Origin of the sequence: Halopseudomonas laoshanensis (assembly GCF_008365385.1) — a bacterium.
Lineage (GTDB): Bacteria > Pseudomonadota > Gammaproteobacteria > Pseudomonadales > Pseudomonadaceae > Halopseudomonas > Halopseudomonas laoshanensis.
Genome location: NZ_QOVF01000003.1, coordinates 219,397 through 235,583 on the forward strand (window position 1 = coordinate 219,397; position 16,187 = coordinate 235,583).

Sequence of the window (16,187 nt, forward strand, 5' to 3'; positions counted from 1 at the left end):
GAAATCAGACGTAATCCAAATGAATAATATGACCAATGGCTTTCTCGGTGGTGGGGGCGAGATGGGCCAGCTTACCCGGATTCATGATTGGGCGCGTTCCCCGCTCGGCACGCCCGACACCTGGCCACAGCCCTTGCAGACAGTGGTTAGCCTGGTGCTGGGTTCAAATCAGGCAATGTTCGTCGTCTGGGGGCCGGAACACCGTCTGATCTACAATGATGCCTACATACAGGTACTCGGTAACAAGCACCCCGCCGCGCTGGGCCAGCCCTTTCTGGACGTCTTTGCGGAGATCCGCGAAGACCTGCTGCCGATCATCGAAACCACCTACTCCGGGCAATCGGTGCATATGGCCGACATCATGCTGATGATCGAGCGCCGCGGCTACGTAGAAGAAACGCACTTTACCTTCTCTTACACACCGATTCGCGATGAAGCCGGCATTATCGCCGGTTTTTATTGCCCGCTGACAGAAATTACCGCCCGGGTATTGGCGGAACGGCGGCTGGCCGAAGAGAGCCTGCGGCAAAGGCAGCTGTTCGAACGCGCCCCGGGCTTTATTGCGATCATCAACGGCCCGACCCATACCTTCGATTTCTTCAATGAAGCCTTCGCCAACCTGGTCGGCCGCCATAACTTTACCGGCAAGACTGTGCGCGAAGTGTTGCCGGAGCTGGAAGGCCAAGGCTTTTACGAACTGCTGGATCAGGTCTATCAGAGTGGCGAACGGGTGATTTCCTCCGGTGCCCCGATTAGCCTGAGACGCTTGCCGAATGGCGCAATCGACAACCGCTTCGTGGACTTCATCTACGAGCCGGTGCGCGATAAAGACGGTGAGATTACCGGCATCTTTGTCGAAGGTTACGACGTCACTACGGCCTACCGCTCACAGGAAGCACTGCGGGCCAGCGAGCGGCGCTATATCGCACTCACGCAAGTATTGCGCGAGATGAACGACACCCTGGAGCAGCGGGTTGCCGAGCGTACCGCCGAACGCGATCGGGTATGGCACAACTGCCGGGACCTCCTGGCCATCGTCGGTCCTGACGGCATCTTCCGCGCCGCCAATCCCGCCTGGACAGCGATCCTGGGCTATCAACCCGAAGAAGTGGAAGGCCGCCATTTTCTCGACTTTGCCTGGCCAGAGGATGGAGAACTGGCCAGCCGGGGTTTCGACAGCGCTGTGGGCGGAATACAGCTGACTGATTTCGAGCATCGCTGCAAACACCGTGACGGCACCCCGCGCTGGATCTGCTGGTACACCTCCACGGGCGGTGATTCGGTGTATGCCTATGGCCGTCACGTCACGGCCGAAAAGTTACAGTCGGAAACCCTGTTAAAAACCGAAGAGCAATTGCGCCAATCGCAGAAAATGGAGGCCGTCGGCCAGTTGACCGGCGGCATCGCCCACGACTTCAATAACATTCTGACCGGTATCATGGGCTCCTTGGAGCTGATGCAGATGCGCATTTCACAAGGCCGCGCTGACTCCATCGAGCGCTATGTGCAAACCGCCATGAATTCGTCCCAGCGTGCTGCGGCGCTAACCCATCGGCTGCTGGCCTTCGCCCGGCGTCAGCCATTGGACCCCAAGCCGGTCAACGCCGGCAATCTGGTCTACAGCATGGAAAAGCTGATGCGCAGTACGCTCGGCGAACAATGCCTGATCGAGTTCGACATCGAAGAGCCCCTGTGGACCACGCTGTGCGATCCTTACCAACTGGAAAGCGCAGTTCTCAATATCGTCATCAACGCCCGCGATGCGATGCCTGATGGCGGCACCCTGAAAGTCTCCGCCCGCAACACCCACAGCTGCCATGAAACGCAGTTGAAGAAGCTTGCCGACGAATGCGTGTTGCTGACAATCAGCGATACCGGCACCGGTATGTCCTCGACCATCCAGCAGCGCGCCACCGAGCCGTTTTTCACTACCAAGCCTCAGGAGCAAGGTACTGGCCTGGGGCTGTCGATGGTATATGGCTTCGTCAAACAGAGCGAAGGCCACCTGGAAATTCTCTCGGAAGAAGGCCGCGGCACCAGCATCAATATCTACCTGCCGCGCTATCAGGAAGTATTCACGGACGTTCCCGCGAAGCTGGAAAAACCGGTAGAGCACCAGCTTCGGACCGGCCTTAAGGTATTGGTGGTCGAGGATGAAAGTGTCATTCGCAATATGACTGCGGAAATGCTGCGCGATCTCGATTGCGATGTATTGCAGGCTGAAGACGGCCTGTCCGGTCTGGCCACTTTTCGTGCGAATCAAGGCATAGATCTGTTGATCACCGATATCGGCTTGCCGGGGATGAACGGCTACCAGCTTGCTGGCCAAGCCATGGAAAGCGTACCGGGCTTGAAGGTACTGCTGATTACCGGTTACGCCGAAAATGCCATCCAGGCCCATGGTTTCATGCGCCCCGGTATGGAAATGCTGACCAAACCCTTCAGCGTCAGCACCCTGAAGCACAGGGTGCAACGCATGCTGCAGTTCAGCTAGAGGGCGATAGTTCCTTGGGCGCGTCTGAGGCTGCGACGCCGCGCATCTGTGCTGCCGGCTGCGGGAAGCCGCTGCGATCACTGTAGTCATACACGGTGGTGAGTTGCTGCTCGGTAGCCAGCCCCTTGGCGCAGGTCATATCCATCACCGCTAATCCAGCCACGCCGCCAGCAGCTAGCGCTGCCGTCAGCGGCCTCTCGCCGCAGTGCATGGTGACGCCCAGCGCCGCCATATCCAGCGCGTCGCCCGCAAGCCGGGCCTTGACCCAGGGCTTGGGCTTGTCGCTGAGCAACAGCCCAGCGCCCGTTGCCAGCTCACGCAACCCGCACAAGCGCAGCAGTACACTGGTGGACGCCGGCAGACCCAGCGCCCGCGCCAGAGGCACCGGGGCGCATAGTTCAAGCACACCCAGGCCGATACTGATCCAACCGAGGCGCCGCGCAGATTGGCGCGCCGGGTGATTGAGCTGATATTCCTGATACTGCTCACGTGGAAGTGCCATGGATGCTCTCCTCAAGGTTTGAGGACGACTTTGATGCAGCCGTCCTGTTTGTCACGAAAGGTCTTGTACATCTCCGGCCCCTGCTCCAGACCCACCGTGTGGGTGATGACGAACGAGGGGTCGATCTGGCCTTCCTGAATGCGACGCAGCAGGTCATCAGTCCAGCGATTGACATGGGTCTGACCCATGCGGAAGGTCAGCCCCTTGTTCATGGCGGCACCAAAGGGGATTTTGTCGACCAACCCGCCATACACGCCGGGAATCGATAGAATGCCCGCTGGTCGGCAGACGTAGATCATTTCCCGAAGTACATGTGGCCGGTCGGTTTCCAGCATCAAAGCCTGTTTCGCGCGGTCATACATAGAGTCGATAGAGCGCGCGGCATGCGCTTCCATACCTACCGCATCGATACACTTCTGCGGACCCTTGCCCTGAGTCAGTTGCTGCAGGCGCTCAAGTACGCTTTCCTCGTCGAAGTTGATCGTCAGCGCGCCCCCTGCTCGGGCCATCGACAGACGCTCTGGCACATTGTCGATACACACCACCTGCTCGGCGCCCATCATGATCGCACTGCGAATGGCGAATTGGCCGACCGGCCCGGCGCCCCAGATCGCCACCGTATCGGTCGGCTCGATTTCACACTGGGCGGCGGCCTGCCAACCGGTGGGGAAAATATCACCGAGAAACAGCACCTGCTCATCGGTCAAGCCCTCGGGAATGACTACCGGGCCGACATCGGCATAGGGCACGCGCACATACTCGGCCTGGCCACCAGCATAACCACCGGTCAGATGCGTATAGCCGTAAAGCCCGGCGCCGCTGTGCCCAAACATTTTATCGGCGATATGCTTGTTGCGGTTACTGCGCTCGCACACGGAAAAATTGCCGCGCCGACACTGGTCGCAGTCACCACAGACGATGGTAAAGGGCACCACCACCCGGTCACCGATCTTCAGTTTGTGTTTGGCCGAGCCGAGCTCCACCACTTCGCCCATGAATTCATGGCCCAGGATGTCGCCCTGCTTCATGCCGGGCATGAAGCCATCGTGCAGGTGCAAATCCGACCCGCAGATCGCACAGGCCGACACCTGCACAATCGCATCGCGCGGGTCTTCTATTTGAGGGTCGGGAACGTGATCGTCGCAGCGGATATCATTCTTGCCATGCCAGCGTAGCGCTCTCATGAAAATCTCCTGGTCGGTAAGTGTTAGACCCGCCAGGGTGATTTTCCGAACATGACATTGGACGCAGCCGAAGGCTGGCGACAGGCCGCGGCGGGGCGCCTACTAAATTTTAGTAAGGCCGCCTACGGTAAAGTTGCGGTTATATTTGCACAGAGGGTTGCGACACCTGCGTTCCAGCCGTTCAGGGGAACGCAGGTGCCGCAGACTGAGACTTTAGAAGTCCAGCGTGGTGGACAAGATAAAGGTCCGTGGGGCACCAACCGTCAGATAGCCTGCACCGGGATAACCGCCTGCCGAGGCCCAGTAGTCACGATCAGCGACGTTCTCGACACGGGCACGCAGGGTCAGTTGCTGCTCATCATTGACCAGCGTGGTATAGCGCGCACCGAGATCGAAGCGCGACCAGGACGGCACTTTCTGGGTGTTGTCCAGGTCAGCATACTGCGAGCTGGTATGAATGGCGCGGGCGTCTACCGAGAGGCCATTGACACCCGGTACCATCCAATCGACACCGACATTCGCCTGAGTGGTGGGTGAGCCAATCGCGTCATTGCTCTCCAGCTCCGTATCCAGCAGGCTCAGGCCACCCAATACGGTCAGACCAGGCATGGGCTGGCCGAAAGCAGTCAGTTCAACGCCACGGTTACGCTGGTGACCGATGATCTGGAATTCGGCATCCTCTACGCCAGCCACTTCCTTGCGGCTCTGAAATACGCTGATCCCGCCGCCGATGCGGCCGCCATCGTATTTGAGACCCGCTTCGACCTGCTCGGTCTTGAACGGCTCCTGCCCTTCACCGGCATTTGTTACCGGCTGACCATTGGCGAGGTCAGGCGCGACGTCGCCCTTCACCAGACCTTCGATGTAATTCACATAGCCGGAGAGGCCCGGCGTAAAGCGATACAGCACGCCCGCCACTGGCGTCACTGCGCTGTCGGAATAGGAGGCGCCAACGTTGCGATCACCGGTGTTGTAGTCGTAGCTATCGGTCTTGATATTCTGATGGCGCGCACCGACGGTAACCTGCAAACGATCGTCCATAAACGACAGCACATCAGCCAACGCCAGGCTGCGTGTCTGGACGCGACCCACCAGCAGAGGGTTGCTCAAGTCGCCGCCAGTGAAGACGGTTGGCGCAGGGGCGATGACATCCGACGGGTTGTAAATATTGCCGGCAAAGGCGCCGGACATGCCGTAGGCGTTGCGCTCTTCGGAATGAAAAGTCGAAGCCGAAGCGGTCACGGTATGGCCGACAGCGCCGGTGTTGAAGCGTGCCCGCAGACCGGCCTCACCGGTGCGGACCTTGTCTTCACGGGTGTTATCAAAGCGCGAGCTTGAGCTATCGCCTTGCGCATTGTTCACCGTCGGGTTGGCAAAGGATGTGGACTCATCGCTCTGACGCATACCTGCCGCCGCCCAACCGGTAAACACCTCGTTGAAATCATACTCGACGCGCAGTGTGCCGAAGTTGTCGCGCGCGTTGGAGTAAGTCCACGGCTGCGCGATGCTCTGCGACGCATCCGGAGCGGAGGTGATATCCACGCCCGGGGCAAAGGTGATGCTCGGCTGCAATGCATCCAGCTGATGATCCTGGTGTCCCAGGTCGGCGGAAATACGCAGGCCGTTATGCCGGTAGTCCGCGCCCAGCGAAACCAGGCTCAGCTCCTGGGAAGCGTCATCCACCGAGGTATCACCGTCACGGCGGGCCATATTCAGGCGCAGGCCAAAGCGGTCGTCCTCGGAACGTCGGGCAAAATCACCGGCCACATAAGCTTCACCGCCGGAGCGCACGCCAGCGGTAACCTGGTTCAAAGGCGTGTTGGGGGCACGCTTGGGCACTACGTTGACCGCTCCACCCAGGCCGCTGCCGCCGGGGGCCGCGCCATTGAGAAAGGCGTTGGCGCCGCGCAGCACTTCCACCCGCTCGACCAGCTCGGCGCCCAGATACTGGCGGGGCAGCAGACCGTACAAACCGTTGTAGGACATATCATCGGAAAAGATCGGCAGACCACGTACCAGATAAACCTGCTGATAGTTGCCAAACCCGCGCGCCACGCGCACCGCCGGATCGTTCAGCAATACATCACCCACGCTGGCGGCCTGTTGGTCCTGAATCAGCATCTGAGTGTAGCTGGTCAAGGCAAAGGGCGTTTCCATATTGTCGCGATTACCCAAGACACCCACTCGCCCGCCTCGCGCTACCTGGCCACCCGCATAGGCCGGACGCAGGCCTTCAGCGGAAGCGTCAGCGCTGGCGCGCACTTCCATCGAGGGCAGGTTCAGCGGATCTTCGGCATTGGTGCCGGTGGAGGTTTGCGCGTAGCCGGTCAAAGGCAGCACGGAGAACATCGTCAACGACAACAAGGTGCGTTTGAAAGGAGTGGCATGCATGGGGAAGAAAGTCTCTTGAGGTAAGCGAAACTACCCGGCGGGCAGCAGCGAACCGCACAGTCAGCGCGCGAATCGCTAGAAATTAATACAAACAATTCGCATTATACTTACTCAAGAGCGATTGAACAGAGGCTGACGCCCGACGAACTAGCCGCGGTGGGAGAGGATCGCGTCCAGCAGTCCAGGAAAGCGCGCATCCATATCCGTGCGGCGCAGGGAATTCATATGCGTGGTGCCGACCCCTTGGGTCATCACCAAACCGGCGTCACGCAGCACCCGGAAATGATGCGACATACTGGATTTAGGCCGTCCGCCGTCCAGCTCGCCGCAACTGGCCTCCGGCACACCCGCCAGATGCCGGACGATTTCCAGACGCACAGGATCGCTGAGCGCATAGAGCACGCGCTCAAGCTCGAAGTCATTTGCCGCAGGATGTTTGAAAGGTCGCATGGGCGGAATAATACACGGCAGGTTGCCATTCATCCATAGTTCCAATATTATCGAACAACTGAACAAGCACTGATCTTGCCTTATTTCTCTGGAGTCAATATGTCTGCCCTATTCCAACCCTTCACGTTGAAAGACGTTACTTTGCGCAATCGCATTGCCGTGCCGCCCATGTGCCAATACTCGGCCACCGACGGCTTAATCAACGACTGGCATCAAGTGCACCTGGCTGCGCTGGCGCGCGGCGGCGCCGGGCTGGTTATCGTTGAGGCAACCGCGGTGGCGCCGGAAGGCCGTATTACCCCCGGCTGCGCCGGTATCTGGAACGACCAATTGGCGCAGGCGTTCGTCCCTGCTGTGAAAGCGATCAAAGCGGCGGGCTCGGTCCCGGGTATTCAGATTGCCCACGCCGGCCGCAAGGCCAGTGCCAATCGCCCCTGGGAAGGCGACGATCATATCGCTGACAGCGACGCTCGCGGTTGGCAGACGATTGCCCCATCCGCCCTGCCCTTCGGCGCCAACCTGCCCAAGCAACCCGAGGCCATGAGCCTGGATGACATCGCGCGGGTCCGCGACGATTTCGTCGCCGCCGCTCAACGCGCCCGCGATGTCGGCTTTGAATGGCTGGAGCTGCATTTCGCTCACGGTTATCTGGGGCAAAGCTTCTTTTCCGCGCATTCCAACCAGCGTGACGATGCCTACGGCGGCAGCGTAGAAAAGCGCAGCCGCTTTCTGCTGGAAACCCTGGCCGCCGTGCGCGAAGTCTGGCCGGAAAACCTGCCACTGACGGCGCGCTTCGGGGTGATCGAGTTTGACGGTCGTGACGAGCAGACCATGCTCGACTCCATCGAGCTGACGCGTCAGTTCAAGGCCGCAGGTCTGGATATGCTCAGCGTCAGCATCGGCTTTTCCACACCCGATGCCAAGATTCCCTGGGCGCCAGGCTTTATGGGCCCGATTGCCGAGCGCGTACGCCGTGAAGCCGGCATCCCGGTCTCCTCAGCCTGGGGTTTCGGTGAGCCGCATATTGCTGAAAAAGCCGTGAAGGACGGCCAGCTCGACCTGGTCATGGTCGGCAAGGCGCATCTGGCGAATCCGCACTGGGCGTACTTCGCCGCCCGTGAACTGGGCATCGACAAGGCCTCCTGGACCCTGCCGGCACCCTATGCGCATTGGCTTGAGCGGTACTAAGCCCGGCGTTATTCGTCCACCTTGTCCAGCGCCAGTTTCTCAATGGTGCTGATCAGGCTTTCATAGGACACCGGCTTGCTCAGGTGCTGGTTAAACCCGGCCCTGAGCGCTTTGTCGATGTCCTGATTGCCGCCGTAGCCGGTCAAGGCAATCGCCGGTAGTTGCGCGAACGCGGGCAACTGGCGCAGCGCGGCGATCAACTGATGGCCGTCCATGGTCGGCATGCCGATATCCGAGATAATCAGATCGAATACCTGTTCCTGCGCCTGCGCCGCGGCCAGCGCCTCGGGCGCACCGGAGAAGCTGGTGACCAGTGCCTCTTCAGTTTCGAGCAGCATGGTCATGACCTCGAGCACTTCCAGCGAATCGTCCACCAGTAGTACGCGCAGATCATGCAACCGGCCGGTAGGGACGCTGCGCCGCAGATCTTCCGTTTGCTCATCCTGCTCCAGATACAGCGGCAGCCAGACCGTGAACGCACTGCCTTTATCAATGCCATCGGATCTCACTTGCACATCGCCGCCGTGGGCCTCGACCAATTGGCGTACCAGCGACAAACCGATGCCCAAACCGTCCCGGTGAATGCGCACATGCTGCGTATCCGCCTGACCAAAGAGGTCGAACACCTTGTCCAGGTATTCCGGCGCAATGCCCTCGCCGGTATCGCTTACGTCCAACTGCGCCCAGTTACCTGAGCGCGTAGCGCTGATGGTGATCTCACCGTTCATCGGGGTGAACTTCAGCGCATTATTCAGCAGGTTCCAGATAATCTGTTCCAGACGCGTCGAATCCACGTTGATCAGCAGGCGCTGTATATCGGATTCCTCGACATGCAGGGTCAGTGTCCGTGCTGGCTCATCGTTGTGGACCACCTCGAGTACGTCGCGCAGCACATTGCCCAAATCGACTTTGTGGCAGTCAAGCTTGAGCTTGCCGGTGTGCACGCGGCTGACATCCAGCAGATCATCAATAATCTGCGCCTGACTGCTGACAGCCTCATTGATGGTCCTGACTGCCTTGGCCACTGTCGGCGTACGCTTGGTAATCGGCAGGCGACCGAGCAGTTCGGCGTTAAGCTGAATAAGATTCAATGGATGCTTCAGCTCATGAGACATCACAGCGAAGAACTCATCTTTCAGCTGTATGGTGTTTTGCGTTTCCACCAGCCTTTTGGCCTGCTCATCGTGGCGTTGCTGCCGATCCGTCAGGTCGCGGGCTATCTTCACATAACCGCGCAGATGGTCATTCTGTAACGGGTTAACGACCCCGCTGCAGTAAAACCGTGAACCATCCTTGCGCATATGCCAGCGCTCATCCTCGGCGCGACCACTTTCACGGGCCCGGCGCAACTCAATTTCCGGCACACCCGCAGCCCGATCTTCCGGGGTGAAGATCAAATGACAGGGCTGGCCTTCGGCCTCGGCCTTGGAATAACCGAAGATCAGCTCGGCGCCCCGGTTCCAGCCGGTAATCATCCCTTCGGTGTCCTGCACAATGATGGCGTAGTCTTCAGTACTTTCCGCCACCAGGCGCATGCGCTCCTCGCCCAGGCGCAATTCGGCTTCCGCCGCGCGCCGGCCAGAAATATCGATAAAGGTCAGCACTGCGCCTTCGATATGGTCATCGCTGGTGCGGTAAGGCAACAAGCGCGCGATATACCAGCGACCGTCGCTGCTGCGCACCTCGCGTTCGACCAGTTTGAGAGACTCGAACACCAGAGTGGCGTCATCAGCCAGGTCGGGGTAATCCAGGCGGTGAGTAATATCCAGCAACGAGCGCCCGGAATCGACCGGTAGCATGCTGAATATCTGCGTAGCCCGGGGTGTGAACCATTTGATGCGCATACCGCGATCAACAAACACGGTAGCGATGTCGGTGGAGGTGATCAGGTTCTGCAGGTCATCATTGATCTTGCCGGTCTCTTCGACCTTGGATTTGAGCTCGTAGTTGACTGTAATCAGCTCTTCATTAATTGACTGCAGCTCTTCCTTGCTGGTTTCCAGCTCTTCGGTAGCCGAGCGCAGCTCTTCGTTGATCGCCTGCAACTCTTCATTTGAAGCTCTTAGCTCTTCATGCGAAGTACCAGACTGCTCCAGGGTATTCTGCAAATGCAGCTTGGTCCGTTGCAGTTCCTCTTCGAGCAGGGTTAACACTGTGTCCTTGCTGCGATCCTGCTCTTGCTCCTGCTGCTCTTTCTGCCCAGCGGCTTCGGTAATGGCATCCTCGACTTCATCGAACATCACCAGGATAAATTCGCTGCCGGCGGTTTCATCCTTGAAGGGTTTGGCCACCATGTGCACATGGTAGGAGCGATCACCCCGGCGTACTCTGACCCGCCGCGCTTCCACACTCTTGCCGGTCTGCTGTGCTTGAAATAGCGCGGTGCGCAGCTCCAGACGCAGCTCAGGCGCAACCACCGCGAGCAGATTACGCGACGGTTCACCGCCCATGAAGCGCAGGAAATGCCCCGCGCGATCGGACATATGCACTATGTCTGCGTCGGTGTCCACAATCACACTGGGGGGCGCGTACTGCTCCAGCACGCGCTGATGCACTTCCGCAAATGATTGTTTGCGTGGCTGCATCACCGGCGCCGGAATGTCCAACCGGCGGCTGCCGTTCGCGCTTGGCACCACCGGAACATGGCGCGCTGGGGCTGGGGCGTTCTTGGCCCGGTAAATCCTGTTCTTCTTGTCCACCGGGGTAAATAGATCGGCACAAATGTCCGCCGATTCTGAGCTACCCAGAAACAGGAAGCCGCCAGGACGCAAGGCAAAGTGAAACATCTCAAGAATCTTGCGCTGCGCGTCTCTATCCAAGTAAATGAGAAGGTTACGGCAGCAGATCAAGTGCACGTGGGAAAAAGGCGGGTCGCGCAGCAGGCTATGCTGGGCAAATAGAATTTTCTCGCGGATCTCTTTTTTGACTTTGTAATGGGTCTGGTTCTTGATGAAGTACTGGCGTAAGCGCGGCGGAGCAACGTCGGTAATGATCGACGCCGGATAAATCCCTGCGCGACCAATACCAATGGCACGTTCGTCGATATCAGTACCGAACACCTGCACCTTGACCTGCGCCGCTTCCAGTTGCACCTGATCCGCCAGCAGCATGGCCAGCGAAAAAGCTTCCTCACCAGTTGAGGTGCCCGCTGACCAGACCCTAACCCCGGCTTTCTCATCGCCAGGAAAATCCATGCCGAAGCGGAACAACTGCGGAATCACGTCCCGTTCCAGTGCCTCGAAAGCCTCGCGGTCGCGGAAAAAATTGGTCACGCCGATAAACATGTCGTCCAGCAGCGGCTTGGTTTCTTCCGGGTGCGCCTGCAGGTATTCAAGATAGGCTGGCATGTCCGGCTGGGCATTGACCTGCATGCGCCGCTCTATGCGCCGCAACACCGTGGCGCGCTTGTAGTGGGCAAAATCATAACCGGTGCGGTTGAACAGTTGCGCCAGGACGGCACGCAGCGCGGTTTCCGCGGCCGGGCCATCATCGGTAGCATCGTTTGCCGCAGCGGCGCTGATTTCCGGATCCTCGCTGACCGGCATATGAATACTGCTCGCGTTGCGCCACAGCTCCATCAGCTTGTGCGGCATTTCCGCGACCGGCAGCACCAGATCAACCATGCCTGTCGCTATCGCACTGCTCGGCATCCCATCAAATTCCGCGTCGTCCGGCGACTGGGCCATGGTAATGCCGTTCTGTTCCTTGATCCGTGACAGCCCCGAGGCGCCGTCCGATCCAGTGCCCGAGAGCACCAGACAATAAGCTCGATCCTTGTGCACATCGGCGAGATCACGAAAGAACAGGTCAATGGCGGCGTGGCGTGGTCTGGAGGGGTCAGGCTTACGCACCCGCAAGTGGCCGTCATTCATCGACAGCAGATGCGCGGGCGAGATAATGTAAACACTGTTTTTCTCGATGGGTACCGGCTTGCTGACCTGCTGCACCGGCATGTTGGTCACACCCTGAAGAATCCGGTCGGCGCTGCTTTCATGGTCGGGTGACAGATGCATGATGATGACGAAGGCCATGCCGTTGTCTTGCGGCATATGCTCGAAAAATTTCAGCAGCGCCTGTAAACCGCCCGCCGAAGCGCCTATTCCCACTACCGGAAAAGGCAGATGACTCATCATCAACTGCGGCTGATTTTGCGGCACATTCGGAGAGCGCCGTTTTGGAGGTTTAACCATTACATCCTCTGTTTAATCATACTCATGCGCTGCCTGACCAAGCCTGAAATATCCGATTCCCAACTGCCTGAGTGGTTCCCGATAACGCAACTACAGTGGACGCATCATAACAATTTTTGCCGCGATCCCCAGCAAACGACCTGAACGATAGCCATGCATGCCAGTCCCACAAATAAGAAGCCCTATCTAGAGCCGCTTGAACGGCACGCTAGGCTAATATTGAATGGAGCCATCGATGGACCATGGAATTAACATGCCCGACACCCTTTTCCCCACTCAGCACTCCTCGGAAAACGCTGAGCGTTTGAGCACGCTGCTAACGCAACTCAGCCGCAGTCATGACTTGCTCGGCGCGCTATGCGAGCCCGAGCTTAACATTGCTGACCTGCTGCACTGTGACGGCGCGGCGGTGAGTCTTGGCGACGATATCCGCTTGCTTGAAGACGGCCGCCTGCTCAATGGTGATGCATCGTCTACCCGCAAGCTGATCGGTCAACTGCAGCAACAGCCGCGGCAAGCCTGTTATCAATTGGATTGGCAGAACCCCATTCACGGGGACGCCGCCAGTAGCACCAAGGTGCTGGCGCTGCCCTTTGATCGGCTGGGTAACGGCTGGTTGCTCTGGTTTCGCAGTGCCGACACCGCGCAGGCATGGAACGCTTCGGAGTTACACCTGGCCGAAACCCTGCGCTGTGAGTTGCTGGAGATCAGCCTGGATCACGCCAGAGCCTTCGGCGCCAAACAACGCCGGTTGATCTCCACACTCGGGCACGGCCTGTGCAACCCATTGCAATCAATCAGCATGTCCGCCGCGTTGCTCAAACCCCATGACCAACGCAGCACTGATCTGCGCGAGCACATCAATGTGGCCAGTGAGAGCATGCTCCAGCAGATTCAACGCGTGCTGGAGGTCAATCGGCTGCACGGCGGTGAAAGCCCGCGGCTGGCGACCGCCGATACCAATCTGTCGACGCTGATCGCCAGTGAGGTCAGCCGGCTGCGCAACACTAGCCCGCAATTGAACCTGCAAGCCAGCATCGATACCGACCTGCAATTGATGCTGGATCCAGACAAGATCACCGAGGCGGTCAGACATCTGCTGAATAACGCCGCCCAGTACGCCACTGCAGGCACCCCGGTCAGCATCACACTGAACTGCGACCCGCTGAATGGCGACGTAGTGCTGGAGTTCAGCAACTACGCCGCCACCCTGCCCCCGTCGCAGCTTGGCTCGTTGCTCAGCGCCCACCGAGGCGGCGAGCGTGACGGCGATGGACCACCTGGCAAGCAACTGGGCATCGGCCTGTTCGTCACCTCGCGCATCGCTCAAGCGCACGGCGGTAGTCTTAACGTGCAGCAAAGCAATGGCATCATCGCTTTCCAGCTGAGGCTGCCGGCACGGATCAGGTCAGGTGACACCCCGCGCTGAAAGCCCTTCTTGTTTGTAGAGGCTGTGCAGAAACCCGTCAAGAATGGTAATTTGACCTGCCTCTTACTACACAGCGGAACCGCCAATGTCTTCCACCGTTCAGGATTCGACCTACCGCTACGGCCTGATCAGCCGTTGCCTGCATTGGGGCATGGCGCTGCTGCTCGGGTGGCAATTCTTCACCACCACAGTACGCGTTTTGATGGAAGACTCTGCACTGGATGAATTTACCTGGGGCACACACAAGGCCGTGGGTACCTTGCTGATGACGTTGATCCTGCTGCGGGTAATCTGGGCACTGATCAATTCTCGTCAGCGGCCGCCCGCGCTCAGCATGGCGGCTCGGCTGGGGCACTGGGTGTTGTATGCGCTGATGCTGATCATTCCGCTCCTTGCACTCTTGCGCCAGTACGGGTCAGGCCGGGAGTTTGCCGTGTTTGGCCTGCAGCTGATGTCCGGTTTCGAGGGCGAGATCGAAGCGCTAACCGCTCCTGGCAACTTATTGCACGGCTGGCTTGGCTGGACTTTGCTGGCGATGATCATCGGCCATATCGGCATGACGCTTTACCATCGCCGCAAAGCCACCGAACAGGATGTGTTACCGCGCATGGCCGGCAAGCTGAACGACTAATCCCCGCTTGGCCGTCCGACGGCCAGCCCTGTCACTTGTGCCGCATAGTCAGTACAATATGCGGCCCGCTTTACTGCTGCGCTCACTTTGCGCCCCGTCTGCGGCCACTCCATTTGCTCTTTGCAGGACTCTATTGTGATCTCCACCGCCAATATCACCATGCAATTCGGCGCCAAGCCGCTGTTCGAGAACGTGTCTGTCAAATTTGGCGGGGGTAACCGCTACGGTCTGATCGGCGCCAACGGCAGCGGCAAGTCGACATTCATGAAAATCCTTGGCGGCGATCTGGAGCCCTCCGGTGGTCAGGTGATGCTCGAGCCCAATGTGCGCCTGGGTAAGCTGCGCCAGGACCAGTTCGCCTATGAAGAATTCACGGTATTGAACACCGTGATCATGGGCCACGAAGAATTGTGGCAAGTGCACGCCGAGCGCGACCGCATCTACTCACTGCCGGAGATGAGCGAAGAGGACGGCATGAAAGTCGCCGACCTGGAAACCGAATTTGCCGAGATGGACGGCTATACCGCCGAGGCCCGTGCCGGCGAATTGCTGCTGGGCCTGGGCATTCCTCTGGAACAGCACAACGGCCCGATGAGCGAAGTCGCTCCCGGCTGGAAGTTGCGTGTATTGCTGGCACAGGCATTGTTTTCCGATCCGGAAGTCCTGCTGCTGGACGAGCCAACCAACCACTTGGATATCAACACCATCCGCTGGCTGGAAAGCATACTGACTTCGCGTAACAGCACCATGATCATCATTTCCCACGATCGCCACTTCCTCAACAGCGTGTGCACGCACATGGCTGACCTGGATTTCTGCGAGCTGCGTCTGTTCCCGGGCAACTATGATGAGTACATGATGGCCGCGACCCAGGCGCGTGAACGCCTGCTCTCGGACAATGCCAAGAAGAAGGCACAGATCGCCGAGCTGCAGACCTTCGTCAGCCGCTTCTCTGCCAACGCCTCCAAGGCCAAGCAGGCGACCAGCCGCGCCAAGCAGATCGACAAGATCCAGCTGGATGAGGTCAAGCCCTCCAGCCGGATCAGCCCGTTTATCCGCTTTGACCAGAACAAGAAGCTGCACCGCCAGGCGGTGATCCTCGATCACGTCAGCCAGGGCTTTGACGGCAAGCCGCTGTTCAAGAATCTCAGCCTGCAGATCGAAGCCGGCGAGCGCGTGGCGATCATCGGACCCAACGGCATCGGCAAGACGACGCTGCTGCGGACTCTGGTCAATGAGCTGAAGCCGATGGCCGGCACGGTCAAGTGGGCGGAAAGCGCGGATCTGGGCTACTTTGCCCAGGAACACGCTGATGACTTCAAGAACGACTGGACCCTGTTTGACTGGATGTCGCAGTGGACCACCGGTGGCGAGCAACTGGTGCGTGGCACCCTCGGGCGCATGCTGTTCTCCAACGATGACATCCTGAAATCGGTGAAGGTGATCTCCGGTGGCGAACAGGGCCGCATGCTGTTCGGCAAACTGATCCTGCAAAAAGCCAACGTGATGATCATGGACGAGCCGACCAACCACCTGGACATGGAATCCATCGAAGCGTTGAACCTGGCGCTGGAAAACTACCCCGGCACGCTGATCTTCGTCAGCCATGACCGCGAATTCGTGTCCAGTCTGGCGACCCGCATCATCGAGCTGAACGAAAACGGCGTGACCGACTTCAACGGCAGCTACGACGACTACCTGCGTGAGCTGGGCGTTGCGGTCTGAGTT

Annotated in this window: 10 protein-coding genes; 5 read left to right on the forward strand and 5 right to left on the reverse strand. The window is 59.0% G+C overall.

The features are described 5' to 3' along the window. Nucleotides 1–19 precede the first annotated feature (19 nt). Nucleotides 20–2,494, forward strand: coding sequence for a PAS domain-containing protein (locus tag DT594_RS11810; protein WP_149332853.1), 2,475 nt, complete (start codon nucleotides 20–22; stop codon nucleotides 2,492–2,494). Here the strand turns inward: DT594_RS11810 and DT594_RS11815 are convergent. From DT594_RS11815 to DT594_RS11830, 4 genes are all read right to left on the reverse strand, one after another. Further along, nucleotides 2,487–2,996: a transcriptional regulator gene (locus DT594_RS11815; protein WP_149332854.1), complete on the reverse strand. Its 510-nt coding sequence runs from the start codon at nucleotides 2,994–2,996 to the stop codon at nucleotides 2,487–2,489. The two genes, DT594_RS11810 and DT594_RS11815, sit on opposite strands and share 8 nt — an antisense overlap. A gap of 11 nt (nucleotides 2,997–3,007) precedes the next feature. After that, on the reverse strand, nucleotides 3,008–4,180 hold the full coding sequence (locus DT594_RS11820) for a zinc-dependent alcohol dehydrogenase (protein WP_149332855.1): 1,173 nt from the start codon (nucleotides 4,178–4,180) through the stop codon (nucleotides 3,008–3,010). A gap of 213 nt (nucleotides 4,181–4,393) precedes the next feature. Further along, the gene (locus tag DT594_RS11825) at nucleotides 4,394–6,571 is read right to left on the reverse strand and encodes a TonB-dependent receptor (protein WP_149332856.1); all 2,178 of its coding nucleotides are present in this window, start codon (nucleotides 6,569–6,571) and stop codon (nucleotides 4,394–4,396) included. Nucleotides 6,572–6,718: 147 nt separating this feature from the next. Further along, entirely contained in the window at nucleotides 6,719–7,054 is a 336-nt protein-coding gene (locus DT594_RS11830; RefSeq protein ID WP_246164626.1) for an ArsR/SmtB family transcription factor, read from the reverse strand. Between the two features lie 66 nt (nucleotides 7,055–7,120). Between DT594_RS11830 and DT594_RS11835 the strand changes: the two genes are divergently transcribed. Beyond that, nucleotides 7,121–8,209, forward strand: a complete 1,089-nt coding sequence (locus tag DT594_RS11835) for an NADH:flavin oxidoreductase/NADH oxidase (RefSeq protein ID WP_149332857.1) — start codon at nucleotides 7,121–7,123, stop codon at nucleotides 8,207–8,209. Nucleotides 8,210–8,217: 8 nt separating this feature from the next. On the opposite strand, the gene DT594_RS11840 is transcribed toward DT594_RS11835, so the two are convergent. Continuing rightward, nucleotides 8,218–12,399 (reverse strand): chemotaxis protein CheB, encoded by a 4,182-nt coding sequence (locus tag DT594_RS11840; protein WP_149332858.1) that lies wholly within the window; start codon nucleotides 12,397–12,399, stop codon nucleotides 8,218–8,220. A gap of 253 nt (nucleotides 12,400–12,652) precedes the next feature. On the opposite strand from DT594_RS11840, the gene DT594_RS11845 reads away from it, so the two are divergent. The 3 genes from DT594_RS11845 (at nucleotide 12,653) to DT594_RS11855 (ending at nucleotide 16,184) form a co-directional block, all read left to right on the forward strand. Then, entirely contained in the window at nucleotides 12,653–13,828 is a 1,176-nt protein-coding gene (locus DT594_RS11845; RefSeq protein ID WP_178091513.1) for a GAF domain-containing sensor histidine kinase, read from the forward strand. A gap of 85 nt (nucleotides 13,829–13,913) precedes the next feature. Further along, the gene (locus DT594_RS11850) at nucleotides 13,914–14,459 is read left to right on the forward strand and encodes a cytochrome b (RefSeq protein WP_149332860.1); all 546 of its coding nucleotides are present in this window, start codon (nucleotides 13,914–13,916) and stop codon (nucleotides 14,457–14,459) included. Nucleotides 14,460–14,594: 135 nt separating this feature from the next. Continuing rightward, nucleotides 14,595–16,184: an ABC-F family ATPase gene (locus DT594_RS11855; protein ID WP_149332861.1), complete on the forward strand. Its 1,590-nt coding sequence runs from the start codon at nucleotides 14,595–14,597 to the stop codon at nucleotides 16,182–16,184. Nucleotides 16,185–16,187 lie beyond the last annotated feature (3 nt).

Bases quoted from the DNA above. Each gene is read 5' to 3' on its own strand.
- DT594_RS11810 (WP_149332853.1), top strand. From the start codon at position 20: ATGAATAATATGACCAATGGCTTTCTCGGTGGTGGGGGCGAGATGGGC.
- DT594_RS11815 (WP_149332854.1), bottom strand. From the start codon at position 2,996: ATGGCACTTCCACGTGAGCAGTATCAGGAATATCAGCTCAATCACCCG.
- DT594_RS11820 (WP_149332855.1), bottom strand. From the start codon at position 4,180: ATGAGAGCGCTACGCTGGCATGGCAAGAATGATATCCGCTGCGACGAT.
- DT594_RS11825 (WP_149332856.1), bottom strand. From the start codon at position 6,571: ATGCATGCCACTCCTTTCAAACGCACCTTGTTGTCGTTGACGATGTTC.
- DT594_RS11830 (WP_246164626.1), bottom strand. From the start codon at position 7,054: ATGAATGGCAACCTGCCGTGTATTATTCCGCCCATGCGACCTTTCAAA.
- DT594_RS11835 (WP_149332857.1), top strand. From the start codon at position 7,121: ATGTCTGCCCTATTCCAACCCTTCACGTTGAAAGACGTTACTTTGCGC.
- DT594_RS11840 (WP_149332858.1), bottom strand. From the start codon at position 12,399: ATGGTTAAACCTCCAAAACGGCGCTCTCCGAATGTGCCGCAAAATCAG.
- DT594_RS11845 (WP_178091513.1), top strand. From the start codon at position 12,653: ATGCCCGACACCCTTTTCCCCACTCAGCACTCCTCGGAAAACGCTGAG.
- DT594_RS11850 (WP_149332860.1), top strand. From the start codon at position 13,914: ATGTCTTCCACCGTTCAGGATTCGACCTACCGCTACGGCCTGATCAGC.